Origin of the sequence: Paraburkholderia sp. GAS206C (assembly GCF_050435645.1) — a bacterium.
Lineage (GTDB): Bacteria > Pseudomonadota > Gammaproteobacteria > Burkholderiales > Burkholderiaceae > Paraburkholderia > Paraburkholderia phenazinium_B.
Map to the genome: position 1 here is coordinate 691651 of NZ_JBNDKR010000003.1, position 25152 is coordinate 716802.

The window sequence follows — 25152 nt, forward strand, 5'->3', positions numbered from 1 at the left end:
CATGCGCTCGCTCGTCGCGTTAGTGCTGCTGTTGTGGGCCGCTTCGGCGAGCGCCGACTGGCGCAGCGACGTGCAGTCTGCGCGGCTTGTCGGCGAGGGCGATTTCCGCGTATTTGGCTTCAGTCTGTATCGCGCGCAATTGTGGAGCGAACGCGTGCCGGTGGACTATGACGAGCGCTTTGCGCTGCATATCGTCTATACGCGCAGTATCAAGGGCAAGCGGCTTGCCGACACGGGTATCGACGAAATCAAACGTCAGGCGGAGGCGCCGATTGCACCGGAGACGCTCGATCGATGGCGCGAAGATATGCTGCGCGCGTTCGTTGACGTGGAGCCTGGCGATGAGCTGAGCGCAGTGTTTCTGCCGGGCAAGGGCGTGCGTTTCTATGCAGGGGAGCGCGAGACCGGCGAGTTCGATGATCCCGCGTTTGCGCGCGCGTTCTTTGGCATCTGGCTCGATCCGTCCACACGTGCGCCTTCGCTGCGCAAGCATTTGCTTGGCGACTTGCAATAACGCGCCGGCATCTACGCAGAAGCGCGTCGGGCTTTACTCCGCATGACCCGACGACGAACTGCCCGAGGCCACCGCTGGCGCACGCGCAGAGGAAGCGGCTCGCACGGTGTCCGCATGAACAGGATGCAGTGAATTCAGTGGATACACATTGCCTCCATATACCGTGGCTTGCGTCGAATCGTTGCCGCGTTGCGCCGCCTGCCCGCTTTCGGCATCGATGAACCGGCTGGAATCGGCCAGCACAGGCGCGAAAAACCGCAACGGCGCGGCAAGCGCAGCAACCAGCAGCGCGTGTCCAACTACAGGGTAGTGCTTCACCTCGACGGTATCGCCGGCCGCTCGTAACTTCGCAGCAAGACGGTCTGTGTTGCCGGGGTCGACGGTGGTGTCGCGCTTGCCGGCGGCGAGGAACATCGGCGGCTCGTCGCCGCTCGCGAAGTTGATGGGTTGGCTGGCGGCCCGCAGCGGTGCCGGAAAGACGTTCTTCAGTACCGGATCGGTGAGCGGCAAGAAATCATAGGGTCCCGCGAGGCCGATTACACCGCTCAGGTCGCGCTTGCTCATCTGCTGCGCGGCCAGATAGTGGCCGTCCGTTGCCAACAGTACGGCAATGTGCGCTCCCGCGGAGTGTCCCATCAGGAAGATGCGCGACGGATCGCCGCCGAACTCAGCGGCGTGGTCGCGCGCCCAGCGTACTGCCGCGGCTGCGTCCTCTACAAAACCTGGGAACCGGACCTCCGGCCAGGTTCGATAGTCAGGCAGGACGGCGACGAAGCCGCGCGAAGCGAGCGCCTCGCCGACGAACAGATAGTCGCCGCGCTTGCCGTTCTGCCAGCTGCCGCCATAGAAGAACACCACCACAGGCCGGCCGTGCGGGGACGCCGCCGCTGTCGCTTCGAACGGTTCGTAGACATCGAGTTTCTGGCGCGCGTCGCTGCCGTACGGGATGGCCGTGCTGGCGCGGAACGTCTGGCGGGGTACTGCGGCATTGAGCATGGCGGTTCCGCTGCAGCCGCCGAGCACGGTGAACGCGAGCGCGGCGGTCAAGGTAAGCAGGCGTCGAGGCATAGGAGGGGGTCATAGTCCGAAGGGTGGGTTTCGTACTATCTACGCACGGCAGCCGTCGGCGGATGCAAGCAGGCTCGCGCACGGCGTTTTCCTTTGCACGGGGCGTGGGCGATATGGGCTAGAGCGAAATTCCCGCTGCCTGAGCCAGTAGCACACCGTTCAAAGCCAGCACGGCAACCGTACCGACCACGGCGGCAACATTCGTCAGCCGGCTGTTCCTGTAGACGCCCATCAGATCGCGACGCGAAGTGAACCACAGCAGTGCGATCATCGGCACCGGCAGCGCAACGCTCAACACCACCTGGCTCAACACCAGCGCCCTGGTCGCGTCGACACCCCAGGCCACCACCGCAAAGGCCGGCACCATGGTGACGAGTCGACGCACGCCAACCCGAATACGAAAGCCGACGAACCCCTGCATGATCATCTGGCCGGCCATCGTGCCGACTACCGAGCTCGAAATTCCGGAGGCGATCAAAGCAGCAAGGAAAAGGGCCGCCGCCGCTCCACCTAGCAGGGGCGTCAGTGTATGCCACGCTGTCTCGATGCTGGCGATGTCCGAGTGACCCTGATGAAACGCACTTGACGCCATAATGACCATCGCCATGTTGATCAGACCCGCAACGCCGAGAGCAAGTACGACCTCGATATGCGAAAACTTCAGCAGCCTGGAGCGTTCGAGCTCGTTGCGCGGCGTCACACGATTCTGCGTGAGGCCCGAGTGCAAAAACAGAACGTGCGGCATCACGGTCGCGCCGATAATGCCGACTGAAATGGTCAGCGCGTTGCTATCGGGGATGCTCGGCTTGAAGGTATGCAGGAATACTGACGGCCAGTGCACCGGTGCGATCAGCAATTCGGCCAGATATGACAGGCCGATGACGCCGACCAGTGCGGCGATGACCAGTTCAAGCGGGCGAAAGCCCTTGCGTTCGAACTGCAGCAGCCCAAAGGTGACGGCGCCGGTGACCAGCATGCTGGCCATCATCGGCAGATGCAGCAGCAGTGAAACCCCGATAGCGCCGCCGACGAATTCCGCAAGATCGGTCGCCATCGCGGCGATCTCGCTCAAACCCCACATACCGTACACATAACGGCGCGGCAGCGACTCGCGGCACAACTCGGCGAGATTGCGACCGGTGACGAGGCCAAGTTTGGCGGACATCGCCTGGAACAGCATGGCGACGATATTCGCCACGGCCACCACCCAAAGCAGCGAATAACCGTAGCCCGCGCCTGCCTGAATGTTGGTCGCGAAGTTGCCCGGGTCCATATAGGCAATGGATGCAACCACGGCCGGCCCGACAAACGACAACATCACACGCGGGCCGCGGCGGCGTCCGGCGAGTGCTTCGCTAATGCGGAAACAAGTCTGCTCGGTCAGCGTCTGCGGCACGACCGCTGGACTCATGGCTTCGTTCATGACATCTCCTGTGTGTCGTCAACCCGGGTCAAGCGGTTATGGATGGAACTCCGGCCAACGGGGATCACGAACGCCGTCGAGGCGGCCCGTTGCCGGTATCTCGGGTGATGTGAGCAGCAGCTTTTCAGCCGCCGATGTCAGCCGCTCATGTTGAGCGAGCCATTCACGCCGTTCGGGAAGAATCCGCCTTTCACTGCCGCCGTACTGGTCAGGTACACGATGTTAAGCACATCTGAATAGGTGCGTCCGAACGCGAGGCCATTGCTGTCGAGCGGAACGATGTTGGATGTACCTGCGGTAGCGCCGGTGATGCCTTGGTCATCGTTGCCCACCTGATCGAGACTATCGCGCGCTGCGGAGATGGCATTGGCTGCGGTGATCAGGCTCGCCGTATCGAGCCCTTTCGCGTACAGCGTCGTGCGCACGAGGCCCGCGTGATAAGCCTCCGCTGCGAGGATGCCGGCCGCGGCGCTCAGGAAGGTCTTGCTCGCGAGCAAAGGTGCCGCGCCTTTATAGGCCGTCACGCCGACGTCCTCGAAGATGAACGCGCCGAGCAGAAAGTTGTTGTCGCTCGCATAGGGGTCGAACGCGACGCCCGCCGCGACGAGACCTGCCGCGCGCGCTGCTACCGAGAACGCACCGTTAGGGTTGGTGCCGCTCACGTCGATGGACGGCATGGCCACCGCCGACGAACCCAGCGCGGTGCGCAGGAACGCCACGTGTTCGCGTTCGTCGTTGGCGATCTCGTTTGCGTAGGCCTGCACGACAGGATCCTGGAACGGCACTTGCGCACCCGCGATGACGGTGCCTTGCGTGCCGACGCCGCTGAGCATGCTGGCCGGAAGTCCGCTACCCGTTGTCGCATAGGTATAGAACTGTGCTTCGAGGTACTCGAGATTGAGCGCGAAGTTGAGAATCTCTTCGTCGGTCGGCGCGGTGGACTGAGCCATCGACGAGACGCCGGAGCCACCGCCGCAAGCGCTGATCAGCGTGCCGCCAACGAGACCGAGACTCAGGCCGCCTGCATTGCGGAAAAATTGTCTGCGTTGTGTGCGTCGCTGCACCCGGCGCTCGAATGTATCGATTAGTTGTGCTGAATTACTCTGGCTGCTTTCTGACTTTTCGGACATGACCGTGCTCCTCAGATAGACCTCAGGAAAGCCACGCCATTTGCGACGCAAACGCGTACACAACAGGACAACTGACGCGATGCACATGCGCAAATCGCGGACATGAAGACACATCGCTGCTCTCGGACGAAGCTTTAGCGACGACTGAGAAAAGGCGAGTCCTCAACGAACTTTACGAGTCGAGTCCGTCCATGGATGCAGCGCGCACAAAAGATATTTGCGTGCGTTCGCAGCATTCCTTGCGAAAGCGCGGGGGCGGCTTCCGCTAGCTCCTGCCGCCATCCTCTGTACAATTCCCCTGATCGATGACCGGATCGGGTTGCCCGCGCGAGTGCTACACGCCGCCGCGTACCCAGCCGGTTTGCCTTCTTCACACGAACGCGGGCAACTGCTTTGCCGTCGCGCGTTCACGAACCTGCCCCGACTTCATGGCCATTACCTACAAGACTCCTGAGGACATCGCCGCGCTGCGAATCGCGGGACGCCTCGCGGCCGACGTCCTCGCGATGATCGGCGAACACGTGCAGGCCGGTATCTCGACGGACGAACTTGACGCGCTGTGTAACGACTACATCGTCAATACCCAGAAAGCGGTTCCGGCGAATGTCGGCTACCTGGGATTTCCAAAGACGGTCTGCACCTCCGTGAACCAGGTGGTTTGCCACGGCATCCCTAACCGGACCGAAGTCCTCAAGGACGGCGATATCATCAATATCGACGTGGCCGTGATCAAGGACGGCTACTTCGGCGACACCAGCCGCATGTATTGCGTCGGCAAGCCGAGCACGGTGGCGCGGCAACTGATCGACACCACCTATGAGGCGATGGTCGCCGGCATGCGTCAGGTAAAGCCGGGCGCGACGCTCGGCGATGTGGGCCATGCGATCCAGAAGACCGCACAGCGCGACGGTTTTTCGATCGTGCGCGACTACTGCGGGCATGGCATCGGCAAGGTGTATCACGAAGATCCACAGGTGCTGCACTACGGCCAGCCGGGGCAGGGCATCCGTCTGAGGCCGGGCATGGTGTTCACGATCGAGCCGATGATCAACGCGGGACGCGCCGGCACCACGGTCCTGCGCGACGGCTGGACAGTGGTTACCAAAGACCGTTCGTTGTCTGCGCAATGGGAGCACATGGTCGCCGTCACGGAAGACGGTTTCGAGCTGTTGACGCCCTGGCCGGACGGCACGGGCAGCTATCAGGCGCCGTGAAGATCCCCCGAGAGAAAAGAGATAAGCGGGTGTCGTCAAGGGCGCTCGCCCACAGATCCGGAAAATAAGGATTTGACTCCCGCGCCGGTTCGGTTAAAGCTACGCCTTAGTGTTTCAAGGGGTTTTCGTCTGCATGAGTCCGTCATTGACCGTTCGCCGCATCGCCGCTGAGCAGGGCGCAGTATTCCGCGAACTCCGTACTGCGTCGCTGCGGGAGGCGCCCTATGCCTTCGGCGAGACGCTCGAGGATGCCCTGTCGGTCGACGCCGCAAGCTTCGATGCTACCGCTGCCAGCCACGCGGTCTCGACGGTGGCTACGTCGTTCATTCTCTATACCGAGGGCCATCCCGCCGGGCTGATCGAAGCGCATTTCGAAGACAGCGCCGCGCGCCGTGCCTTTGTAGGCGAGCTGTGGGTGGCGCCTGCGGTGCGTCATCTGCGCGGCGGCGAGCTGCTCGTCAATACCGCCAGCGAGTGGCTGGCCGCTGAAGGCGCCGAGGAAATCTACGCATGGGTGGCCGACGCCAATCGCACGGCGATGCGCTTTTACGAGCGCCTCGGCTTCGGCCCGACCGGCGAGCATGCCCGCACGGCACGCTGGCCCGACCAGTCGGAAAGCCTGCTGGTGCGCCACGTACAGCGCGCCTCGCAAGCCTCCTCCCAGTGATCCGCCGAGCGGTCCCGCCGGGCGCCGCTCCCTTCCTGCCTACGCTGCTGTTGCGTCCGCCGTCGCCGGTTGGGCAGCGGCATTTATCCCTCTCGCCGAAAATACTGGCTCCACGCGTGGACGCCTGTAAAATACGCAAAATTTTTTGTCGAACGCTATGTCGCCCAAGAAATCGCCATTTTTCGAACTCCGCAGTGGCACTGTCGACACGCTCCTGTTCGTGGTCAAGACGACCGACCTCGACGCCATGCGTGCCGAACTGACCCGGCGCTTCGAAGCGACCCCCGAATTCTTCGCTAACGACGTCGTCGCGATCGACGTGCGCCGCCTTGCCGACGACGAGCGCGTGCCGCTCGCCGAGATCTCGCAACTGCTCGACAGCGTGCGGATGCGCCCGGTGGGCGTGGTAGCGAATCCGCAGCAGGGCTGGGCTGCCGAGTCCGCGTTGCCGCTGCTCGAAGCGCGCGACCGGCGCGGAGCAGCGGGCGCCAGGCCGGGAGCCGAAGAGGGCGCGCAGGGTGCTGAGAGCGGCGCAGCGCCGGAGGGTGGCGAGCGCGGCAACAGTGGCAACAGTGGCGAGAGCACCGCTCCGGTGCAGGGGGAATTGCCGATCGACGCGCCGGCAGCCTCCGTCGAAGTTGTGGCGGCCGGCCGTGCCGCGGGCACCCAGGCGACAGCGCCAGCCGACCCCGCGAAGCTGGTCACCTCGTCGACAACCACGGTGGTCGACAAGCCGCTGCGCTCCGGCCAGCGCATCTACGCGAAGGGCGATCTGGTGGTGCTGGGCCTCGTGAGCTACGGGGCGGAAGTGATCGCCGAAGGCAATATCCATATTTACGCGCCGTTGCGCGGCCGGGCCTTGGCCGGCGTGCAGGGCAACCACGACGCGCGCATTTTCTGTACGTGTCTGGAGCCGGAACTGATCTCGATCGCCGGTATCTACCGTACGACCGAGAACCCGCTGCCGGCCGATGTGCTCGGCAAGCCGGTGCAGATCTGGCTCGATGAAGAAAAGCTGATGATTGAACCGCTGCGTCTCACCTGATCACCGGTTGCGCGCGCCGTGCCCGGCGCGTGCCTGGGATCTGGCTGCCGCCGGACTTATTTGAACGAAATTGACGAACTCAGGGTAAGGGTAATGGCAAAAATCATTGTGGTGACATCGGGCAAGGGTGGCGTGGGCAAGACGACCACGAGCGCGAGTTTTGCATCGGCCCTGGCGTTACGGGGCCACAAAACCGCCGTGATCGACTTCGACGTCGGCCTGCGTAACCTCGACCTCATCATGGGCTGCGAACGTCGTGTGGTGTATGACCTGATCAACGTGATCCAGGGCGAAGCCAACCTGAATCAGGCGCTCATCAAGGACAAGAAGTGCGAGAACCTGTTCATCCTGCCGGCCTCGCAGACGCGTGACAAAGACGCGCTGACCATGGAAGGCGTCGAAAAGGTCATCAACGACCTGATCGCGATGGACTTCGAATATATCGTCTGCGATTCGCCGGCCGGTATCGAATCGGGCGCTCTGCTGGCAATGCACTTCGCCGACGAAGCGCTGATCGTGACGAACCCGGAAGTTTCCTCCGTGCGCGACTCGGACCGGATTCTCGGTATCCTGTCGTCGAAGACCAAGCGCGCGATCGAAAGCAAGGAGCCGATCAAGGAACATCTGCTGATCACGCGCTACAACCCGAAGCGTGTGAGCGAAGGCGAAATGCTCTCGCTCACCGATATTCAGGAGATCTTGCGCATCGATCTGATCGGCGTGATTCCGGAATCGGAAGCGGTGCTGCATGCGTCGAACCAGGGGCTGCCGGCCGTGCACCTCGACGGCACCGATGTCGCTGAAGCCTACAAGGATGTTGTGTCGCGTTTCCTCGGCGAGCAGAAATCGCTTCGCTTTACCGATTACCAGAAGCCAGGCCTCCTGCAGCGCCTCTTCGGCACCAAGTAAGGGGAGCGCACGTAATGTCGATTCTTTCGTTTTTGCTGGGCGAGAAGAAGAAGTCCGCGTCAATAGCGAAGGAACGCCTGCAGTTGATCATCGCGCATGAGCGCGCCGGCGGCCATGCGCCTGCCGATTATCTGCCAGCGTTGCAACGCGAACTCGTCGCCGTGATTTCCAAGTACGTGAAGATTTCCGATGAGGATATTCGCGTCAGCCTCGAGCGCCAGGACGACCTCGAAGTACTCGAGGTCAAGATCGAAATTCCGCAGGCCTGATTGCCGCAAGGGCGGTCTGTATGATGTTTTATGCGCTCCCTGTCCGGCATCGTGACGGGCAGGGGGTGTAACGCGGGTCTTGCCACCGTGTTGCGTGATGTCGTACGCTTTCGTGCAGCGGTTCCGCTGCCGGTTTTCGTGTCTCCGTGTGCTCCCTCGAATGCTCAATGCCGCCCGCTGCGATTCTGTTGCCGCGAGGCGTCGCTACGCGTCCGCACTGGTAGTGCTGGGTGCCTCTTGACACGGCCCTGTCGCGGTTCTTTATCACACTGGCGCCGCCGGAAATATTCGGTTGCACTTGAGGGACAGGCGTTACGTCCGGCATGTCAGCCAAAACGCGGTCTCGCGCATTAAACGGACACCACCACCACCGGTGCTTTTAAGAAAGAGGGGAATATGAACAGGAATCTTCGTTTGCTGGTCGCTCAGATTGTGCTGGTTGCGGCGGGCGCAGCGGCTGTCGGTTCGGCATCCGCACAGGTCGTTGTGGTGGCGCCGTCGGCTCCGCCGCCCGTGCGTTATGAAGCCGTGCCTGCGCCGCGCCATGGCTTTGTATGGGATCAGGGTCACTGGCGTTGGGACCACGGTCGCTACGTGTGGGTGCCGGGCCACTGGCAGCCCGAGCGTGTCGGCTATCACTGGGTGCCTGGCCACTGGGTCGCCCATGGTCCGAACTACCGCTGGGTTGAAGGCCACTGGGGCTAAGCTTTTGGCAGCGGCGCGTTGCGGTTGCGACGCGCCGGCGCCAGGCGTGATTTATCGCGGTGGCGCGGCGGCCTCGTCAGCCGGTTTTGCCTCGGGCTCCTCGTCGATGAGCGCCTCGGGCACTTCCGGTACCGGCACAGGCGCGGGTTGCGGCAAAGGCGCCATATAGCGCTGCGATAACGCTTCATACAGCGGCGGCGCAAAGAGACGCGATACGCGACTCGCGATCAGCGCCGTCGCCATCAGCGAGATCACGAGGGCGTGACCGTTGATCATTTCCATCACGATCACGAACGACGTAATCGGCGCCTGGGTGACGGCGGCCAGGTAGCCCACCATGGCGAGCGCGATCAGCATCTGCAGTTGCATGCTGCCGAACACCATATGCAGCAGATTGCCGAAGCCTGCACCGATCGACAGCGACGGCGCGAAGATGCCGCCTGGAATACCCGGCAGATACGAGCCGACCATCGAGATGAGCTTCAGAAACGGATAGAACACCGACAGATGCTCGCTGCCGTCGAGCAGACCACGCGCCTCCGCGTAGCCGCTGCCGAAGGTCAAACCGCCCGAGATCAAACCGACAACAGCGATCACCAGCCCACACAGCGCGGCGAAGAGAACCGGCCGCTCGCTATGGAGCTTGCGCAGCGGCGCGGGAATCCAGCGCGCCGTGTTGAGCAGCAGCCAGCAGAAGAAGCCGCCGGCGATACCGGTGACGACAGCCGTGAGCACCACAGCCACGGCGAGCAGATCCGGGAAATGCGTACCAATCTGGATCGTGCCGAAATAGGTGTAGTTGCCGTTCAGCCCAAGCGCGATCACACCGGCGATGATGATGGCCGTAATCAGCACGCCGCTTGCGCGCGCCTCGAAGCTGCGGGTGAGTTCCTCGATGGCGAACACGATCCCTGCCAGCGGCGTGTTAAATGCAGCGGACAAGCCCGCCGCTGCGCCAGCCAGCACGAGCTGCCGCTCGATCAGCGCGTTTGAGCGCGGGTAGAAGCGGCGCAGGTTGAACATCAGCGCGGCGCCCACCTGGACCGTCGGTCCTTCGCGACCAATCGTAAAGCCACCGAGGATAGCGAGGAACGACACGGCGATCTTGCCGAACAGGATCCGGAACGACAGCAGCCGCGAGCCATATTCAGAGGGTTTGGCGTGCAGCGTGGCAATGACTTGCGGAATGCCGCTGCCCTCCGCGCCGCGAAAGAATGTGCGCGTGAGCCATACGCACAAGGCTGAAATCGCGGGAGTCACAATCAGCGGCAGCCACACATGCCGGTGTTGCATGGCGCTGAACTGGTCGAAGCCGAAGTTGATGAGGCGGGCGTAGAACACCGCGATCAGACCGACGGCGATGGCGCCGAGCCAGAACACTCCGTATTGGCGCCACAGGCGGCGCGTGCGCCGGATGACGTTGGAGGGAAGAGGTGGGAATGCCCGCATTAGATGAGCGCTCAGGCAAAGCGTGAATTATACCGATCGATCACCTCGCGCGACCGTGAAAGGATATTGAAATAAATGCGACGGATAGTGCCCGAGAGCGCTGCTGCGTGCCATTTCGAGATGTACCTTTGGCTGGCCGCGCTCCGCACAGCGCGCCGCCGGGCGTATGTGACGAAAACGCGGTCGGCTATAATAAGCGCCGCGATCGATACTGTGACGGGCTACTAATGAAGCGAATTCTTATCGTCAAGGTGACTTCCCTGGGCGATATTGTCGAAGCCCTTCCGGTTATTGCCGACATCAAGCGAGCATTTCCGGGGGTGCAGGTGGACTGGGCGGCGGACGAAGCGTTTGCCGAAGTGGTCCACTGGAGCCAGCGTGTGGACCGCGTCCTGTGCGCACCGCTGCGCCGCTTCAAGAAGGCGCGCCGCTGGTCGGACCTCAAGGCTATCGGCGCCTCCATCGGCGAGCTTCGCGCCTACCGCTACGATTGCATCATTGATATCCAGGGCGTCTACAAGACCGCCATCATCGCCTTTCTCGCGCGTTCGTCGCGCCGTGTCGGCTACCGCAACAAGGACCTCGGCGAGGTGGGCGCATCGTTCGCCTATACGGCACGATTCGGCCCTCGTCCGCCCGTCAGCGCCTGGGAAGGCATGCGTATCAGCGCGGGTGAAGCCCTCGGCTACCAGCCCGAAGGCGAGCCTGTCTTCGATCTGAAATTACCCGAAACCGGTACTACACCGTTCGAGGCAGGTGACGCGCCTGTCGCGGCGCTGTTCCATGCCACCTCCAAAGACGACAAGAAATGGCCGGTCGAGCATTGGGGCGAGGTAGGGCGCGAACTGACGCGGCGCGGGTTTCGCATCGTGCTGCCGTGGGGTTCGGCGCGCGAGCGTGAGGAAGCCGAAGCAATCGCCGAAGAAGTACCGGGCGCGACCGTGTTGCCGCAGATGAGCGTCACCGAGATCGCCCGGATGATCGACGCGTGTTCTCTTGTGGTCGGTACGGATACCGGCTTTGTCCACGTCGCTCACGCGCTGCAAAAGCGCACGGTGATGATCTTTGTCGCGACCTCGCGCGACCATTTCGGTATCGAAGCGCCGCATCGCTCGATCTCGATCGGCGATGGCCTGTCGGTGCCGCCCGTCAGCGAAGCGATCCAGGCGATCGACTACGTGCATGGCGAACCGCATCCCACCGGCGCGCAAGCGCATTCCGCCACCGCTGTCTGATCGTCCGCAGGCAGCCGCCCCGCTGCCGCTCCAATGCGCGTGCCATAGCAGGCACTCTTTCCTCGCCCCAAGAAAAAAGGCGTGACGCTCAGTCCGCCCAATCGTATGGACGCTGCCACGGCACGCCTCTAAAAGCGCCCGCGTCGGGGAACGACGGGCGGAGAGGATCCTACATGAACACAACAGAACTACACCCTTAAAGACTGCGCGCGGTGCGTCGAGTTCAATCACCTTTGCGCGATGTGGCCGCGCGTTGCAGACGCAAGCCGATGCAACTGCCACTCGGCTGGCACCCATTTCCCGCATTACACGGCTGTTAAAAGTGTCGCATTTGGTAGTTCGCCGACGCGCAGCTTACGCGTTCCATGCATCCACCGAGTTCACACAGAGTGCCTGAATGCAGGCCACACCTCAATGGGTCTTGCTCCGCGCCCTGTGTTGAAGCCGCTGCGGGTCGCGAAACCTGTAACGCAACACTCATCATCGCTTACAAAATGCAACGCCCGCGCACGTGCGCTTCGTGTCCAATCAATCTCATTCGAGGCGAACTCGAATACCACCGAAACGAAGGGAGAATGACGTGAAACGCTTGACGCTGACTTTGATTGCCGGTGCGCTGCTGGCAGCTGCACTGGGAGGCTGTGTGATCGCACCGGCGCCGGGTTATTACGGCGGCGGCTACTACCACCACGACCACGGGTACTACAACTGATAAGCAGGGAAGTCGCGCATACGTTGTGTGCCGCGACATGGGAGGCGAGGGCTGTAAAGCCGGCAGCGGGCAGAACCGTCGCATGGCCGGAACGCACCGGGCATGCGACGGTCGCCTGCATGGCGTTTAGCCAGATCCTCGTTGAGGATCAGCTAAGCATCATCTCGAATGCGACCACCGCGACAATGGCCGCCGCATTGGCAGCGAGTGCTTCTAGCACAATGGCTTTCCAGCTCGAAGGGCGGAAGCGGATGGCCAGCAGCAGCGAGCACAGAAGTGCCAGCGCGATGATCATCACGACGTCTGAGTTCTGGAGATACAGCCTCATGGTTGCCTCCTGGCTCACTGGGGATCTGGCTCGAGTATAAGCACGTCAAAAAGACGTGCAAGAGGGAAACCCACCAGGTGAGACCAGGGGCTGAAGCGGCCCGACGTTAAGAGCGCGCTTACATCAGTTGGGCATCGCGTGTTTCGCGCATACACAGCACACCGAACAGACTGACTGCGGCGGCAATCGATACGTAAGCGCCGACCCACGTCAGACCGCCATGCGCCGCGAGCACCTGAGCGATGTACGGCGCCACCGATGCGCCGAGAATTCCACCCAGGTTATACGACACGCCTGCACCGGTATAGCGCACGTTGGTCGGAAACAGTTCCGGCAGCAGCGCGCCCATCGGGGCGAAAGTCACGCCCATCAGGAACAGCTCGATCACGAGAAACAGCAGCACGAGCGGCATTGAGCCGCTACCGAGCAGCGGCGCCATCGTGAAGCCGGAGAGGATGGCTGCGATGATGCCGACGATCAGCACCGGTTTGCGCCCGTAGCGATCGCTGGCCCATGCGGACAGCGGCGTGGCGAGCGCCATGAACAGCACGGCGACGCACAGCAGGCCGAGGAAGCTCTGACGCGGAATATGCAGTACAGATACACCGTACGACAGCGAAAACGTCGTCGCGTTGTAGAACAGCGTATAGCAGACCACCATCGCCAGGGCGCCGAGCAGCGTTGGCAGCCAGTAGCTCGAGCACAGTGTTGCGATCGGCACGCGCACGCGTTCCTGACGCTCGATGGCGGCGCGAAACGCCGGCGTCTCGGTAATCTTCAGGCGTACGTACAGGCCGAGCGCAACCAGCACGGCGCTGACGATGAACGGCACGCGCCAGCCCCAGCTACGGAACTGCTCGTCCGAGAGCGATAGCGCGAGGCCGAAGAACAGGCCATTGGATGCCAGAAAACCGATCGACGGTCCGAGCTGCGGAAACATGCCGAACCAGCCACGCTTGCCGGCGGGGGCGTTTTCGGTGGCAAGCAGCGCTGCGCCGCCCCATTCGCCACCCAGGCCGATCCCCTGGCCGAAGCGCAGGACGCACAAAAGGATCGGCGCGAGGCTGCCGATCGAGTCGTAACCGGGTACGAAACCGATCAGCGTGGTCGAGAGGCCCATCACCAGCAACGAAGCGACGAGGGTCGATTTGCGGCCGATACGGTCGCCAAAGTGACCGAACAGAAACGAGCCGATCGGCCGCGCGACGAACGCGATGCCGAACGTAACGAACGCCGACAGCGCCTGCGCAGTCGCTGAGCCATGCGGGAAGAACACTGGGCCGATGACAAGCGCGGCGGCTGTCGCGTAGACGTAGAAGTCGTAGAACTCGATCGCTGTGCCGATGAAGCTGGCGAAGATGATCCGCGAACTGCTGGTTTGACCAGCGTCGTCGGGGTTGGCCGCTGAAATCGGCGAAGTGGACATTCCAAGGTTCTCCTGTGTCGTGACGCAGCGTGGCGCGCCTCGCGGGCGGCGCGCATACGGCGTCTTTTGTTTGGATTAGTATGCTCCGCGGCCAGACGGCCTGCACCGGCGTAGGCAGCCGGCTGGAGCAATGCAAGGCGCGCGGGTGGCGCGGCAACGCGGGAGGCGGGACGGCTGGTGCCGGCGGGTGAGCGGGCAGCATCGACGATCACGCCCGTGCCGGAAGGCTCCGGCGAGGGATCGCGAAATTATAGCGTGCGGCCCGTCAGTCGATGGTCTGCGCTTGTGGCGAGGCGAACTCGCGGAGCTGGAACTTGCCGTTGTCGTTGAATAGCCAGTCTTCGAACAGCTCGACCTGGCCGCGTGTATTGAGCAGTCTGGCAGGCGGCTGCGGCAACGGCGCAGCACGGCGCAGTGTCGCGAGTGCGGTGCTTTCCGCTTCGTCGTCGCCGTTGGTGCGATAGACGGCTGACTGGATCACCTGACCGTCGCGGTCGACGGTGAACGAGACTACCACCAGCGAGCGCAGCATCGGCTGCAACGTACCTTGCAACACGTAAGACGGATTGCGATCGAGGATGCGCCGAGCGACCGCGATGCGGTATTGATCCAGCGTCGCGCTGTTCACGGCAGCGGGCGGAGTAATGAGCAGCGGCCGGTCAGGCGGCGTGAAGGTGCAGCCGGCCGCCATGAGGGTCATGACGAGTGCGAAAGCTGCGCCGCGTGCGAGCGGGGACCACGAACGGCGATGCGAAGCCGGGCAACGAAGGTGGCGTGTGCGGGTGAGCATCCAGGCTCCGTTCGATGTCAGGACGTAGTTTCATCCTAGTCAAATCCCGCCAGGTTTCAATTCGAGTTGGCCCTGATTTGGCATGGAAAGAATGGCCATTCATGCGGCACGTTCATTCCCAGGCAGATGTAACTGCGTAACCTCTCGAAACAAGGCCGTAGCCAAACTGTTGGCGTAGCTCACTAGGATGTCGACATCGCCCATGCGTTTTACGAAGGAGAGGTCCGATGTTGAGCCATCACGAACTTGCGACGCTCATGTTGTTCCGGGATACCGGGCGGCATCTGGAAGAGTTTGATCCGGACGTTCTTGCGCTGCGTCGCTATGAGCTGGTCGAAGTGCGCTCGCACGACCGCCATGGCTCGACGCTGCAATTGACCCGGCGTGGTCGCGAATTGTTGCAGCGTCTGCATCTGGACGGCGGCCGGCTGCAATAAAGCGTTGAAAACGCCCTGCAGCCGGATCGCCCCGTCCGTCCCTGCTAAAATTCATGACAGCAACATTGCAGTGTAACGAGCGGAAAAAATTCTTTGCTCTGAAGTAATTGTATTGCGGGTTAGAGTGGAATAGCGTTCAGTAGTACTGTGAGACACCATATCGGTGCCGGTTTACGTCGTGGAGATTGTTGTGAAAAGCTTGAAAATTTTGCTCGGCTTGTCCGCTGCTGCAATGGTCTGTGCGAGCGGCGTAGCCCATGCAGCACACGTAGGGGTGTTCATTGGGGGCGGCGGCTACTACTACCCGTGGGGCGTGCCGTATTACTATCCGTATCCGCCGGCGGTTGCCGTGCCGGTGCCGGTACCCGTGCAGCCGCAGGAGTATGTGGAGCAGGGCCAGACTTCTGCAGCCCCGGCGGCGTCCGGGCAACCGGGTGGCACCTGGTACTACTGTGACGACACGAGGAGCTATTACCCGTATGTGAAGTCATGCTCATCGGGTTGGCGCCCCGTGCCGGCGCAGCAGTCGCAGTAGCCTGCAAACCAAAAACGCATTACCGCAAAGAGAAGGAAATGAAATATTCAAGGCTTGCTCTTATCGCTTCACTGAGCTTTCTAGGCGCGTGTTCGGTCATGCCTGCTGGTCCTAGCGTCATGGCGCTGCCGGGCACCGGTAAAACTTTCGACCAGTTCCGCGTTGACGACAACTCGTGCCGTCAGTTTGCTTTCCAGCAGGTGGGCGGGGTTTCGACCAACCAGGCTGCGACCAACAGCGCGGTGGGTAGCGCGGTGGTCGGCACCGCGCTCGGCGCAGCCGCCGGTGCGGCTTTCAACGGTGGCAGCGGCGCAGCAGTCGGCGCAGGTGCCGGTTTGCTGGCAGGCTCGCTGTTCGGTGCCGGCGCGTCTCAGAATTCGGCTTACGATGTCCAGCGCCGCTACGACTACGCGTATCTGCAATGCATGTATGCGAACGGCAACCGGATTCCGGTGCAGGGCCGCATGCGCACGATGGAGTCGAACGGAGGAGGGGGTGGGTATGTGACCACCACCCCGCCGCCGCCGCCGGGTTCGCCGCCTCCGCCCCCGCCTGGCGCGTATTGAGCGGATCGACTGGCTTCACCTGAACATGGCTGCCGTTTTTAACGGCAGCCATGTTGTTTTTGGGTCGGCGGTTTTCACGCACAGGTCAGGCGGCTAGCTCAGACGGCCGCGCGGCGCTGGCCGCGTGTGCGCATCCACGACTGCAGGCGGTCGATGTAGAGATACACGACCGGCGTCGTATAGAGCGTCAGCATCTGGCTGACGATCAGGCCGCCCACGATCGAAATGCCCAGCGGCCGGCGCAGATCGGCGCCCTCGCCGTGGCCGAAAGCTAGCGGCAACGCGCCGAGCAGCGCTGCGAAGGTGGTCATCATGATCGGGCGGAAGCGCATCAGACTGGCGTGATAGATCGCGTCGCGCGACGACATGCCCTCGCGTGTGGCATCGATCGCGAAATCCACCATCATGATCGCGTTTTTCTTGACGATGCCGATCAGCAGGATCACGCCGATCAGCGACATCACCGTGAACTCGATATGGAATGCCATCAGCGCGAGCAGCGCACCGACGCCTGCCGACGGCAGTGTCGAGAGGATCGTCAGCGGATGGGCATAGCTCTCGTAGAGGATACCGAGCACGATATACACGGCCGCGAGCGCCGCCAGAATCAGCAGCGGCTCGTCCGAGAGCGATTGCTGGAAGGTGCGCGCCGTGCCCTGAAAGCCGCCGTGAATTGTGCCCGGCATGCGAATCTCCGCCATGGTCCGGTCGATCGCGGCGACCGCTGTAGAGAGCGGTTCGCCGGGCGGCAGGTTGAACGAGATCGTGGTGGCGACGAAGTCGCCCTGGTGATTGACGCCGAGCGGCGTATGACCCGGATCCCATCGCGCAAACGTGCTGAACGGAATCATGGTCTCCTGCGCGGTGCTGACCGAGGTGCCTGCGGATGCGCTCGAGTGTCCGCTCGCCGCCAGCGAGTTGATGGCGAGGTTGCGTGCCGAGTCGGCCGCGATGGCAGCCGCGCTGGTCGCGCTACTCGAGGTGCTGCTGGAGCTGCCTGAACTGGCCGAGCCGCCGCCGGACGATGCACCTCCACCCCCTGACCCGGCACCGGCCAAAGCGAAGGGCGTGGCCGCGGGTGTCGAAGGCGAGCCGCTGATCGTGGCCGACGTGCTGGCGCTACTGGCAGCCGAAGCCAACGCCGCTGCCGCAGTGGACTGAATACCGACCGCCGGCGTGCTGGACGGCGGAGGCGGTTGGGTCGGCGTGGCGGTGCCGCCGGCTGTTGCCGTCGGGCCGGTGCCGGTGACAGTCATCGCCGGATTCGACGAGCCTCCCGAACCGGAACCTGACGAGCTCGCTGCCGTCGTTACCGTGCCTGCCACCGCATTGGTCGACTGTGTGCCGCTCGGCGTGCCTGCTGAGGTACTTACGTACAGTTCATCGAGCGTTTCCGGGTATTGCCAGTAACGCGGCGCCACTTCCATGACGACGTAGTACTGGTTCAGCGGGTTATAGATGGTGGACACGAGCCGTTGACCGTATGCGTCGTAGAGCGTGTTGTCGATCTGCGCGGGGGTGATGCCGAGGCGCGCGGCCGTGCCGCGATCGATATCGACGTTCGCTTCGAGGCCGCCTTGCTGCTGGTCCGAATTGACGTCCTCCAGCTCGGGCACGTTTTGCAGCGCCTGCGTGAGGCGCGGCGCCCATTGATAGAGTTCGGTGGTCGAATCGCCGAGCAGCGTGAACTGATACTGCGCGTTGCTCTGCCGTCCGCCGACACGGATATCCTGCACCGCTTGCAGATAGAGTCTGCCGCCGGGCACGGCATTGAGTTTCGGCCGCAGCCGCGCGATGACCTCGTCGGCCGTTTCGGCGCGTTGCGACAGCGGCTTCAATGCGACGTAGACGGAACCGGTGTTGGTCTGCCGGCCGCCTGTAAAGCCGACGACGCTATCCACCGCGGGGTCGTCGCCGATAATCTTCATGAGTTGCCGGAGCTTCGGGCCCATGGCCTGGAACGAAGTGTCCTGATCGGCCTGAATGCCACCGATCAGACGCCCCGTGTCCTCCTGCGGAAAGAAGCCCTTGGGAATCACCGTGTAGAGATAGACGTTCAGCACGATCGTTGCCACTAGCGTCATGAGCAGCAGAAACGGATGACGTAGTGACCATTCGAGCGAGCGCGCGTAACCGTCGTTCAGTCGTTGCAATGGCACGGCAAACAGGCGGCCGATGCGCGTCGGGTTTTTCGGGCCGGCCGTGCGCAGCAGGCGCGAACACATCACCGGCGTCGTCGTGAGCGAGACCACCAGCGAGACGGCAATCGCGAGCGACAGCGTCACGGCGAATTCGCGGAACAGCCGTCCGATGATGCCGCTCATCAGCAGAATCGGGATGAACACGGCCACCAGCGAAATCGAAATCGACAGCACGGTGAAGCCCACTTCGCGCGCGCCGACCAAGGCCGCCTGCATGCGCGGCATGCCGTCCTCCATGTGGCGCGCGATATTTTCGAGCACGACGATCGCGTCGTCGACGACGAAACCGGTTGCAATGGTCAAAGCCATCAGCGAGAGGTTGTCGATCGAATAGCCGAACAGGTACATGAAGCTGAACGTGCCGATGATCGACACCGGCACCGCTGCGCTGGGGATCAGCGCCGCGCGCCCGCTGCCGAGGAAGATAAACACCACGAGGATCACGAGTCCGACCGCGACTATCAGCGTCGCTTCCGTATCGTGCAGCGAAGCGCGGATGGTGGTGGAACGGTCGGACGCTTCGATCACGTCGACGTCGGCGGGCAACGCGGGTTTCAGTTGCTCGATCTGTTTGCGCACGGCATCGACCGTGCTGATGATGTTCGCGCCCGGCTGGCGGTACAGCATCACCAGTACGGCTGGCTGATTGTTGCGGGCGAGGCCGAGATTGCGCAGGTCCTCGACCGAATCAACGATCTCGCCGACGTCCGAGAGCTTGACCCCAGCGCCGTTGCGATACGCGATGATCAGATCCTTGTACTGGTCCGCGATGCGTGCCTGATCGTTGGCGTAGAGCTGATAACGCTCGCCGTAGCTTTCGATGATGCCTTTGGGGCTGTTGGCATTGGCGGACGCGAGCGCAGCCCGTACGTCTTCAAGGCCGATGCCGTAGTGATACAGCGCGGTCGGATTCAGCTCGACGCGCACGGCTGGGTTGGCAGAACCGTTGACATCGACTTCGCCGATGCCGGGTAATTGCGATAGCGACTGCGCGAGGATCGTCGAGGCCAGATCGTAGAGTCTGGCGCGCGGCAGCGTGTGCGAGGTGAGCGCGAGAATCAGGATCGGCGCGTCGGACGGATTGACCTTGTGATACGTGGGGTTGCTGCGCAGGCTCGCCGGCAGATCCGCGCGAGCTGCATTGATGGCGGCCTGCACATCGCGCGCAGCGCCATTGATGTCGCGATCGAGTCCGAACTGCAAGGTGACACGCGACGAACCCACCGTGCTTTGCGAGGTCATTTCGGTGACGTCGGCAATCTGTCCGAGGTGACGCTCGAGCGGACTGGCAACGCTGTTAGCGACCGTATCGGGACTCGCTCCGGGCAGGCTCGCCTGCACTGAGATGGTCGGAAAGTCGACCTGCGGCAACGGAGCGACCGGAAGCTTGACGAATGCAAATATACCGGCGAGCGCCACGCCTATCGAAAGCAGCGTGGTCGCAACGGGGCGTTCGATAAAGGGACGTGAGAGATTCATCGGCAGGACGCGTGTGCTGGCAAGGCAGCGTCTGACGATGTTAGAAGATGGGGATCTTGCAGGCGTTACATATGTTTTTCAGCCGGTTACGAAGTAACCGCAGAGAAATAATGGCGAGGAACAATGCTCATGTAATTCTACGAAACATTGACGAAATTCCACGAAGAGCAAATCGCTCTACACTGCAATTGCCTCTCCCAAGGAGGCATCGGTGGAAGGTCTTATATTTGCCCGCTTCGTGCGGGCATTTTTTTGGCTCCGCCACCGGATGCCACCAACGTGCAAGGCGGCGCGCCACGGGGCGTTAGAGCGCGGCGCGCATGCGCCTAGCGACGCCAGCCACCACCCCAGCCGCCGCCTACTCCGATCCCTACGTCGACCGCTGGGGCCGCGTAGTATCCTGGCGCAGCATAGTATCCGTAGCCCGGCGCCGGCGCATAACCGTACGGCGTCGGTGCGACGATGCAGCCGCTGAGGCTGGCCGCGATTGCTACGAGTGAGGCGAGGGCGATAAGTCTTCTGGTCATGATGAATTCTCCTTTTGGATATTGGAGCACGGCGCAGCTTCATTCGTGCGGCCACGCGTGTGACGGTGCGTTACGACGCGAACGAGGCCGATTCCCGGCGCAAGGCGGCAGCACTGTGTGGGCCGCGTCATAAGGGGCGAGCCCCATTTACAGATGCTTACGTTCGACACATGTCAGAGGAATGGAATGCGGCGAACCTCGACAAACACGTGCGGGTGTCGCAGCAAAGCTGCGGAAAACCCCGGGTGTTGCGCGCGCGCGACCTTGTAGCGCGAGCGGCGTTGATATGATGGCGTTACTGTTCCTCGGAGCGGCAATCATGGCGATCAGAGATTTGACTAAAAGCGAGCGGCTGCATGCCGCCATCGCCGAAGCACGCAAGCTGGCAGACAGCGGTGCGTATCACGACTACACCGATATCGAATACGTGTTGCGCTTCGATCACGGGCTATCCGATGTCTCGGCCTTGCTCGATAGTCCGGGTATACATCGCGATCTGAACCTCCGTTGCGCAGACGCGCGAGAACGGCACGTGTTGATTGCTGTGTGAATTCGTCAGCGTGGCTTCGCGGCGGCGCCATAAAAAAGCCCGCCGGGTCGGGGCGGGCTAAAGCTGAGGAGATTCACAACAAAACCTCATGGGGGATGAGGCGTTTCCAGTGTAGGTGCGCGCGACGCGTCCTGGGTTTCATCTGCTCTTACAGCTATTACGCTTCGTGACGAGTGTTATTTTCTTCACGTGGATCGCCAGTCTCCGCGAGCGATATTCAACACGCGTTCCCATGAACGAGACACTGTTTCCCAACTACATGACGCGCTATCCGACGATGGCGCCATCACCGAATGGAGTCACCTTAATGGCTGGTAACGAACACGACGCGCGCGTGCCGCACACCGCGAACCCCGCTGGTCTCGCTACGCCGGGCGGACACTATAGTCACGTCGCGACGGGCAATGGTCTCGTGTTCGTATCGGGGCAATTGCCGATCGACGCCCAGGGCCGCAAGCTCACGGACGCGTCGTTCGAAGTCCAGGCCGAACAGGTGTTGACGAATCTCAAGACGGCGCTGGAAAGCGCCGGCAGCAGCATCGGGCAACTGCTACAGGTGCGTGTGTATATCGTGGATGTCGAACACTGGGCGAGCTTCAACCAGATTTATGCACGCTGGGCCGGCGAGGCAAAGCCGGCTCGCGCCGTTGTGCCGGTGAGTGCGCTTCACTTTGGCCTGCAGATCGAAATCGAGGCAACGGCTTTGGCTTAGGTCGTTCGCTGTGCCGACTTCCTCGGATTCTGAAGGGATGACGGTATCGCTAGTCGTGCTGCTTCGCCAGCAAAGCATGCAGCGATCTGAAGCCGACCCATCCCCAGTAGACCCGGTGATGGACGATCAATCCGGCGGCGATATCCATCATCTCCACCAGATCGACCTGATCGCCGTCCGGAGTCTGCCGCGGATACTCCCACGTGAGTTGTGTGCCGTTGCAGAAGAAGGTGCCGGTGCGGTACCAGCGGCCCAGGTCGTTAGGTGGGGCGCGCAGGCCGGCGGCGAAGAACGATGTGATCGCCGTTTTGCCGGTCAGGATGCCGCTCTGGTTCTCCGGCAAGGTGGCGAGGGTCAGCGGACTTTCGAAGATGGCTTCTTCAGCGTACAGCGCCATTAGCGCGTCCAGGTCGCGGCTCTTGACCGATTCGTGCCATTGCTCGTAGATGTGGCGAATCTCGGCTTGTGTGGCCTCTATGGTCATGATCGGCTTCCGTCGTCGTGGTGGGACTTTGAGTCTAGGGCGTCCCCTGACGGAATGTTTCGATGCGTGACGAACGATGCGACCGGTTCGAACGTGCGGTGGCCTTTGTGGCCGCAGTCGCGGGGTGTGAAGCGTGAGGTATTTAGACGGGGGGCGCGGTTGCGTTTTCCAGACGAGTGCCTTAGTGAATCACAAGCGCGTTCACTTGCGCGTTGCCCGCACCCGACACGATGTTCAACCCAACATTGCCGCTTACATGCGACAACGCGCCGGCTCCTAACGTTGCACTGCTGCTACCGCTGACCGACGCGGTGGCGCGTGCATCCTGTAGCGTGTTGACATCGGCGGATGGCGAACTGACCAGCGCGATCTGATTGGCCTGCGCATTCAGCGCGCCCGCTGCGACATTGACGCCGACGTTACCGGTCGCCCCACGCAACACGTCTGCGCCGACGGATACGGTCGTCGTTGACGACGTCGCCGTGCCGGTGGTTTGCTGGACGGTCGAAAGCTTCGTGCCGGCGAATAGCGTGGCGGCGTCCGGATCGGTGGAAGCCAGCGCGTTCACCAACGCAGGCGAAGCGCCAATGCCCAGCGAGACCAGCAAGGTGATAACGGGACGAAGGTTCATGTGAGGCTCCCAGACGAGTTTGATAATGCTCGTAGCTGTGCTATCGACCGGCTGGATGCAAAAGTTGAGTAGGGATTGTGCGGGGGCGACAGCCACCGTGCGGACCGATTGTCACGTTTGCGTGAATAGTGATTTCGCAACTTAGGTATTTACCCTAGGTCTCTTGCTTCTTAGACTGTCTTCACCTGCTGCACACAAACCGATGTGCGGCGCTGTGAAAAACAATCTTTGGAGGTAGTGATCATGAAATCGCTCATTAAAGCTGTGGCCGTCGCTGTTGTTCTCGCTGCTCCCGTTGTGTCGTTCGCGCAGACCAGTCAGCCTGTTACGCGGGCTCAGGTTCGCGCTGAACTCGTCCAACTCGAAAAGGCTGGTTACAACCCGGCCCGCAGCGGCAGAGATCCGTACTACCCGGCGGACATCCAGGCAGCGGAAGCTCGCGTAGCTGCTGAAAATGGGCCTACTAGCGGTGTCGGTGGCGCCGTGAACGGCTCGTCGGAATCGGGCGCGGTTGCAGCTCCGGCATTGGGTGGCCCGCGTTCGGTTGTTGACTCTGGTCACTAATCAGTCAGATTGGCGAGCCGTTGGCAATTTATCCGATTGCTAACGTCGCTTACTGAGCGCGCAGTATCGTCTGCGCGTCCTCATCTTTTTAAATGGTCCACGACCCTGCTGTGCAGTGGTGGTGGGCCATTTGCCATATGAGGCCAGAAAACAAAAAATCCCGCCCTGCTGCTGAAGCATGAGCGAGATTTTAAGGTGGTGTCCTGGCGGAGGCGGTGAGATTCGAACTCACGGAAGGATCACTCCTTCGCCGGTTTTCAAGACCGGTGCCTTAAACCGCTCGGCCACACCTCCAAGCCCGAAATTGTAACCTGAAATCTCCTCGCTACGGCAACTTCGCACGCAGTCACAGTCGGGTTATCACTGCGGATCTTTCAGAAACAGCGCCTGCAAATCATTCAGAAACGCCTGCCCGAGCGGCGTCGGCGCAATTTTTTCGTGGTCTCGCGCAATCAGGCCGCGTTGTTCCGCTTCCCGCAACGCCGGCTCAATGGACGTCATCGATAAGCCCGTACGCTCGATAAACCGATGCACGGGAAAGCCCTCCACCAGCCGCAACGCATTCAACATGAACTCGAACGGCAGATCGCGCGGCGCGACTTCATGCTCCTCGTGCACCGGAGCGCCCGCCTTCGCCTGCTCAATAAAGGTAGTCGGATGCTTGTAGCGCATCTGCCGCAGGATGCGATTCGGAAATGACAGCTTCGTATGCGCGCCAGCGCCGATCCCAAGGTAGTCGCCAAAGCGCCAATAGTTGAGGTTGTGCTTGCTCTGCCGATGCGGCTGCGCATACGCCGAGACCTCATAGCGTCCATAACCCGCCGCGGTGGTACGTTCGTGAATCCAGTCCTGCATGTCGGCGGATGCATCGTCGTCCGGTAGCGACGGCGGAAATTTCGCGAACAGCGTGTTCGGTTCAAGCGTCAGGTGATACAGCGACAAATGCGGCGGCGCAAACGACAACGCCGTTTCAATATCTGCCTGACACTCCGCGAGCGTCTGTTGCGGCAACGCGAACATCAGGTCGAGGTTGAAGTTGTCGAACGTGGTGGCGGCCACTTCCACCGCATGGCGGGCCTGCGCCGAATCGTGAATCCGGCCGAGCGCCTTCAGATGCGCCTCGTTGAAACTCTGGATACCTACCGATAACCGGTTCACGCCACTTGCGCGAAACTGCGCGAACTTGTCAGCTTCGAAGGTGCCGGGGTTGGCTTCGAGAGTGATCTCGGCGTCGGCATCGAGCGGCAGAAGCGCACGCACGTCCGACAGCAGCCGGTCCAGCCCCGCCGCCGACAGCAGGCTGGGCGTGCCGCCGCCGATGAACACCGTATGCACCTGACGGCCCCAGACGAGCGGCAACGCCAGCTCGAGATCGGCGCGGAGCGCATCGAGATACTCATTCTCGGGGAACGCCTCGCCCTTCCACTCGTGCGAGTTGAAATCGCAGTAAGGGCACTTGCGCACGCACCACGGAAAATGCACATACAGCGCGAGCGGAGGCAGCGACGTCAGACGGATACTGCCCGGCTGTGTGAACGCCTGGATCACCCCGGGGCCACTCTGGCCGGCGACCTTGATGGGA

At 62.1% G+C, this 25152-nt stretch carries 27 protein-coding genes and 1 tRNA gene; 15 read left to right on the top strand and 13 right to left on the bottom strand.

Annotation, left to right across the window (positions count from 1 at the left end; all coding sequences use genetic code 11):
* Position 1: 1 nt before the first annotated feature.
* Positions 2–514: a chalcone isomerase family protein gene (locus tag P3T20_RS11480; RefSeq protein WP_074263645.1), complete on the top strand. Its 513-nt coding sequence runs from the start codon at positions 2–4 to the stop codon at positions 512–514.
* 33 nt (positions 515–547) lie between these two features.
* On the opposite strand, the gene P3T20_RS11485 is transcribed toward P3T20_RS11480, so the two are convergent.
* The 3 genes from P3T20_RS11485 to P3T20_RS11495 form a co-directional block, all read right to left on the bottom strand.
* Positions 548–1582: an alpha/beta hydrolase gene (locus tag P3T20_RS11485; RefSeq protein WP_083611359.1), complete on the bottom strand. Its 1035-nt coding sequence runs from the start codon at positions 1580–1582 to the stop codon at positions 548–550.
* Positions 1583–1700: 118 nt separating this feature from the next.
* Positions 1701–3005, bottom strand: a complete 1305-nt coding sequence (locus P3T20_RS11490) for an Nramp family divalent metal transporter (protein WP_074263646.1) — start codon at positions 3003–3005, stop codon at positions 1701–1703.
* A 137-nt stretch (positions 3006–3142) separates the two neighbouring features.
* Entirely contained in the window at positions 3143–4135 is a 993-nt protein-coding gene (locus tag P3T20_RS11495) for a ferritin-like domain-containing protein (protein WP_074263647.1), read from the bottom strand.
* Between the two features lie 428 nt (positions 4136–4563).
* Between P3T20_RS11495 and map the strand changes: the two genes are divergently transcribed.
* From map to P3T20_RS11525, 6 genes are all read left to right on the top strand, one after another.
* Complete coding sequence (map, locus tag P3T20_RS11500) at positions 4564–5349, top strand: type I methionyl aminopeptidase (RefSeq protein ID WP_074263648.1); 786 nt, start codon at positions 4564–4566, stop codon at positions 5347–5349.
* Positions 5350–5482: 133 nt separating this feature from the next.
* Positions 5483–6016: a GNAT family N-acetyltransferase gene (locus P3T20_RS11505; RefSeq protein ID WP_074263649.1), complete on the top strand. Its 534-nt coding sequence runs from the start codon at positions 5483–5485 to the stop codon at positions 6014–6016.
* A gap of 157 nt (positions 6017–6173) precedes the next feature.
* Entirely contained in the window at positions 6174–7061 is an 888-nt protein-coding gene (gene minC, locus P3T20_RS11510) for a septum site-determining protein MinC (protein WP_074263650.1), read from the top strand.
* A gap of 93 nt (positions 7062–7154) precedes the next feature.
* Positions 7155–7970 (top strand): septum site-determining protein MinD, encoded by an 816-nt coding sequence (gene minD / locus P3T20_RS11515; RefSeq protein WP_074263651.1) that lies wholly within the window; start codon positions 7155–7157, stop codon positions 7968–7970.
* 14 nt (positions 7971–7984) lie between these two features.
* Positions 7985–8239 carry a cell division topological specificity factor MinE gene (gene minE, locus P3T20_RS11520; protein WP_074263652.1) on the top strand — a complete coding sequence of 85 codons (255 nt, stop codon included), beginning with the start codon at positions 7985–7987 and terminating at the stop codon, positions 8237–8239.
* Between the two features lie 396 nt (positions 8240–8635).
* A complete protein-coding gene (locus P3T20_RS11525) occupies positions 8636–8944 on the top strand; it encodes a YXWGXW repeat-containing protein (RefSeq protein ID WP_074263653.1) in 309 nt (102 codons plus the stop codon).
* 51 nt (positions 8945–8995) lie between these two features.
* Here the strand turns inward: P3T20_RS11525 and P3T20_RS11530 are convergent, their stop codons facing one another.
* Positions 8996–10393: a chloride channel protein gene (locus P3T20_RS11530; protein ID WP_429286927.1), complete on the bottom strand. Its 1398-nt coding sequence runs from the start codon at positions 10391–10393 to the stop codon at positions 8996–8998.
* Positions 10394–10620: 227 nt separating this feature from the next.
* Here P3T20_RS11530 and waaC point away from each other — a divergent pair, with 227 nt between their 5' ends.
* The gene (waaC, locus tag P3T20_RS11535) at positions 10621–11628 is read left to right on the top strand and encodes a lipopolysaccharide heptosyltransferase I (protein WP_429286928.1); all 1008 of its coding nucleotides are present in this window, start codon (positions 10621–10623) and stop codon (positions 11626–11628) included.
* A gap of 580 nt (positions 11629–12208) precedes the next feature.
* Positions 12209–12340 (top strand): hypothetical protein, encoded by a 132-nt coding sequence (locus P3T20_RS11540; protein ID WP_302050849.1) that lies wholly within the window; start codon positions 12209–12211, stop codon positions 12338–12340.
* Positions 12341–12488: 148 nt separating this feature from the next.
* On the opposite strand, the gene P3T20_RS11545 is transcribed toward P3T20_RS11540, so the two are convergent.
* From P3T20_RS11545 to P3T20_RS11555, 3 genes are all read right to left on the bottom strand, one after another.
* Positions 12489–12668 carry a hypothetical protein gene (locus P3T20_RS11545; protein ID WP_074263656.1) on the bottom strand — a complete coding sequence of 60 codons (180 nt, stop codon included), beginning with the start codon at positions 12666–12668 and terminating at the stop codon, positions 12489–12491.
* Positions 12669–12786: 118 nt separating this feature from the next.
* Positions 12787–14094 carry an MFS transporter gene (locus P3T20_RS11550; protein WP_429286929.1) on the bottom strand — a complete coding sequence of 436 codons (1308 nt, stop codon included), beginning with the start codon at positions 14092–14094 and terminating at the stop codon, positions 12787–12789.
* 265 nt (positions 14095–14359) lie between these two features.
* The gene (locus tag P3T20_RS11555; protein WP_429286930.1) at positions 14360–14884 is read right to left on the bottom strand and encodes an energy transducer TonB family protein; all 525 of its coding nucleotides are present in this window, start codon (positions 14882–14884) and stop codon (positions 14360–14362) included.
* Positions 14885–15111: 227 nt separating this feature from the next.
* On the opposite strand from P3T20_RS11555, the gene P3T20_RS11560 reads away from it, so the two are divergent.
* From P3T20_RS11560 to P3T20_RS11570, 3 genes are all read left to right on the top strand, one after another.
* Complete coding sequence (locus tag P3T20_RS11560; RefSeq protein ID WP_074263659.1) at positions 15112–15321, top strand: hypothetical protein; 210 nt, start codon at positions 15112–15114, stop codon at positions 15319–15321.
* A gap of 190 nt (positions 15322–15511) precedes the next feature.
* Positions 15512–15856 (top strand): hypothetical protein, encoded by a 345-nt coding sequence (locus P3T20_RS11565; RefSeq protein ID WP_143787470.1) that lies wholly within the window; start codon positions 15512–15514, stop codon positions 15854–15856.
* Between the two features lie 38 nt (positions 15857–15894).
* Positions 15895–16422 carry a YMGG-like glycine zipper-containing protein gene (locus P3T20_RS11570; RefSeq protein ID WP_074263660.1) on the top strand — a complete coding sequence of 176 codons (528 nt, stop codon included), beginning with the start codon at positions 15895–15897 and terminating at the stop codon, positions 16420–16422.
* 98 nt (positions 16423–16520) lie between these two features.
* Here the strand turns inward: P3T20_RS11570 and P3T20_RS11575 are convergent, their stop codons facing one another.
* Together P3T20_RS11575 and P3T20_RS11580 are read right to left on the bottom strand one after the other, a co-directional pair.
* Positions 16521–20102, bottom strand: a complete 3582-nt coding sequence (locus tag P3T20_RS11575; protein ID WP_429286931.1) for an efflux RND transporter permease subunit — start codon at positions 20100–20102, stop codon at positions 16521–16523.
* Positions 20103–20428: 326 nt separating this feature from the next.
* Entirely contained in the window at positions 20429–20629 is a 201-nt protein-coding gene (locus tag P3T20_RS11580; RefSeq protein ID WP_074263662.1) for a hypothetical protein, read from the bottom strand.
* Positions 20630–20948: 319 nt separating this feature from the next.
* Between P3T20_RS11580 and P3T20_RS11585 the strand changes: the two genes are divergently transcribed.
* Both P3T20_RS11585 and P3T20_RS11590 read left to right on the top strand, forming a co-directional pair.
* Positions 20949–21179 (top strand): hypothetical protein, encoded by a 231-nt coding sequence (locus P3T20_RS11585; RefSeq protein ID WP_074265952.1) that lies wholly within the window; start codon positions 20949–20951, stop codon positions 21177–21179.
* A gap of 307 nt (positions 21180–21486) precedes the next feature.
* A complete protein-coding gene (locus P3T20_RS11590) occupies positions 21487–21891 on the top strand; it encodes a RidA family protein (RefSeq protein ID WP_074263663.1) in 405 nt (134 codons plus the stop codon).
* 49 nt (positions 21892–21940) lie between these two features.
* Here the strand turns inward: P3T20_RS11590 and P3T20_RS11595 are convergent, their stop codons facing one another.
* On the bottom strand, positions 21941–22375 hold the full coding sequence (locus P3T20_RS11595) for a nuclear transport factor 2 family protein (RefSeq protein ID WP_074263664.1): 435 nt from the start codon (positions 22373–22375) through the stop codon (positions 21941–21943).
* Between the two features lie 181 nt (positions 22376–22556).
* Positions 22557–23006, bottom strand: a complete 450-nt coding sequence (locus tag P3T20_RS11600) for a hypothetical protein (RefSeq protein ID WP_429286932.1) — start codon at positions 23004–23006, stop codon at positions 22557–22559.
* 243 nt (positions 23007–23249) lie between these two features.
* Between P3T20_RS11600 and P3T20_RS11605 the strand changes: the two genes are divergently transcribed.
* A complete protein-coding gene (locus P3T20_RS11605; protein WP_429286933.1) occupies positions 23250–23570 on the top strand; it encodes a DUF4148 domain-containing protein in 321 nt (106 codons plus the stop codon).
* A 204-nt stretch (positions 23571–23774) separates the two neighbouring features.
* On the opposite strand, the gene P3T20_RS11610 is transcribed toward P3T20_RS11605, so the two are convergent.
* Positions 23775–23864, bottom strand: a tRNA-Ser gene (locus tag P3T20_RS11610).
* Between the two features lie 66 nt (positions 23865–23930).
* Positions 23931–25148 carry a radical SAM family heme chaperone HemW gene (gene hemW / locus P3T20_RS11615; RefSeq protein WP_429286984.1) on the bottom strand — a complete coding sequence of 406 codons (1218 nt, stop codon included), beginning with the start codon at positions 25146–25148 and terminating at the stop codon, positions 23931–23933.
* Between the last annotated feature and the right edge of the window lie 4 nt (positions 25149–25152).

What these genes read in the sequence shown, in the direction of transcription:
- P3T20_RS11480 (WP_074263645.1), top strand. Translation starts at nt 2, where the DNA reads ATGCGCTCGCTCGTCGCGTTAGTGCTGCTGTTGTGGGCCGCTTCGGCG.
- P3T20_RS11485 (WP_083611359.1), bottom strand. Translation starts at nt 1,582, where the DNA reads ATGCCTCGACGCCTGCTTACCTTGACCGCCGCGCTCGCGTTCACCGTG.
- P3T20_RS11490 (WP_074263646.1), bottom strand. Translation starts at nt 3,005, where the DNA reads ATGAACGAAGCCATGAGTCCAGCGGTCGTGCCGCAGACGCTGACCGAG.
- P3T20_RS11495 (WP_074263647.1), bottom strand. Translation starts at nt 4,135, where the DNA reads ATGTCCGAAAAGTCAGAAAGCAGCCAGAGTAATTCAGCACAACTAATC.
- map (WP_074263648.1), top strand. Translation starts at nt 4,564, where the DNA reads ATGGCCATTACCTACAAGACTCCTGAGGACATCGCCGCGCTGCGAATC.
- P3T20_RS11505 (WP_074263649.1), top strand. Translation starts at nt 5,483, where the DNA reads ATGAGTCCGTCATTGACCGTTCGCCGCATCGCCGCTGAGCAGGGCGCA.
- minC (WP_074263650.1), top strand. Translation starts at nt 6,174, where the DNA reads ATGTCGCCCAAGAAATCGCCATTTTTCGAACTCCGCAGTGGCACTGTC.
- minD (WP_074263651.1), top strand. Translation starts at nt 7,155, where the DNA reads ATGGCAAAAATCATTGTGGTGACATCGGGCAAGGGTGGCGTGGGCAAG.
- minE (WP_074263652.1), top strand. Translation starts at nt 7,985, where the DNA reads ATGTCGATTCTTTCGTTTTTGCTGGGCGAGAAGAAGAAGTCCGCGTCA.
- P3T20_RS11525 (WP_074263653.1), top strand. Translation starts at nt 8,636, where the DNA reads ATGAACAGGAATCTTCGTTTGCTGGTCGCTCAGATTGTGCTGGTTGCG.
- P3T20_RS11530 (WP_429286927.1), bottom strand. Translation starts at nt 10,393, where the DNA reads ATGCGGGCATTCCCACCTCTTCCCTCCAACGTCATCCGGCGCACGCGC.
- waaC (WP_429286928.1), top strand. Translation starts at nt 10,621, where the DNA reads ATGAAGCGAATTCTTATCGTCAAGGTGACTTCCCTGGGCGATATTGTC.
- P3T20_RS11545 (WP_074263656.1), bottom strand. Translation starts at nt 12,668, where the DNA reads ATGAGGCTGTATCTCCAGAACTCAGACGTCGTGATGATCATCGCGCTG.
- P3T20_RS11550 (WP_429286929.1), bottom strand. Translation starts at nt 14,094, where the DNA reads ATGTCCACTTCGCCGATTTCAGCGGCCAACCCCGACGACGCTGGTCAA.
- P3T20_RS11555 (WP_429286930.1), bottom strand. Translation starts at nt 14,884, where the DNA reads ATGCTCACCCGCACACGCCACCTTCGTTGCCCGGCTTCGCATCGCCGT.
- P3T20_RS11560 (WP_074263659.1), top strand. Translation starts at nt 15,112, where the DNA reads ATGTTGAGCCATCACGAACTTGCGACGCTCATGTTGTTCCGGGATACC.
- P3T20_RS11570 (WP_074263660.1), top strand. Translation starts at nt 15,895, where the DNA reads ATGAAATATTCAAGGCTTGCTCTTATCGCTTCACTGAGCTTTCTAGGC.
- P3T20_RS11575 (WP_429286931.1), bottom strand. Translation starts at nt 20,102, where the DNA reads ATGAATCTCTCACGTCCCTTTATCGAACGCCCCGTTGCGACCACGCTG.
- P3T20_RS11580 (WP_074263662.1), bottom strand. Translation starts at nt 20,629, where the DNA reads ATGACCAGAAGACTTATCGCCCTCGCCTCACTCGTAGCAATCGCGGCC.
- P3T20_RS11585 (WP_074265952.1), top strand. Translation starts at nt 20,949, where the DNA reads ATGGCGATCAGAGATTTGACTAAAAGCGAGCGGCTGCATGCCGCCATC.
- P3T20_RS11590 (WP_074263663.1), top strand. Translation starts at nt 21,487, where the DNA reads ATGGCTGGTAACGAACACGACGCGCGCGTGCCGCACACCGCGAACCCC.
- P3T20_RS11595 (WP_074263664.1), bottom strand. Translation starts at nt 22,375, where the DNA reads ATGACCATAGAGGCCACACAAGCCGAGATTCGCCACATCTACGAGCAA.
- P3T20_RS11600 (WP_429286932.1), bottom strand. Translation starts at nt 23,006, where the DNA reads ATGAACCTTCGTCCCGTTATCACCTTGCTGGTCTCGCTGGGCATTGGC.
- P3T20_RS11605 (WP_429286933.1), top strand. Translation starts at nt 23,250, where the DNA reads ATGAAATCGCTCATTAAAGCTGTGGCCGTCGCTGTTGTTCTCGCTGCT.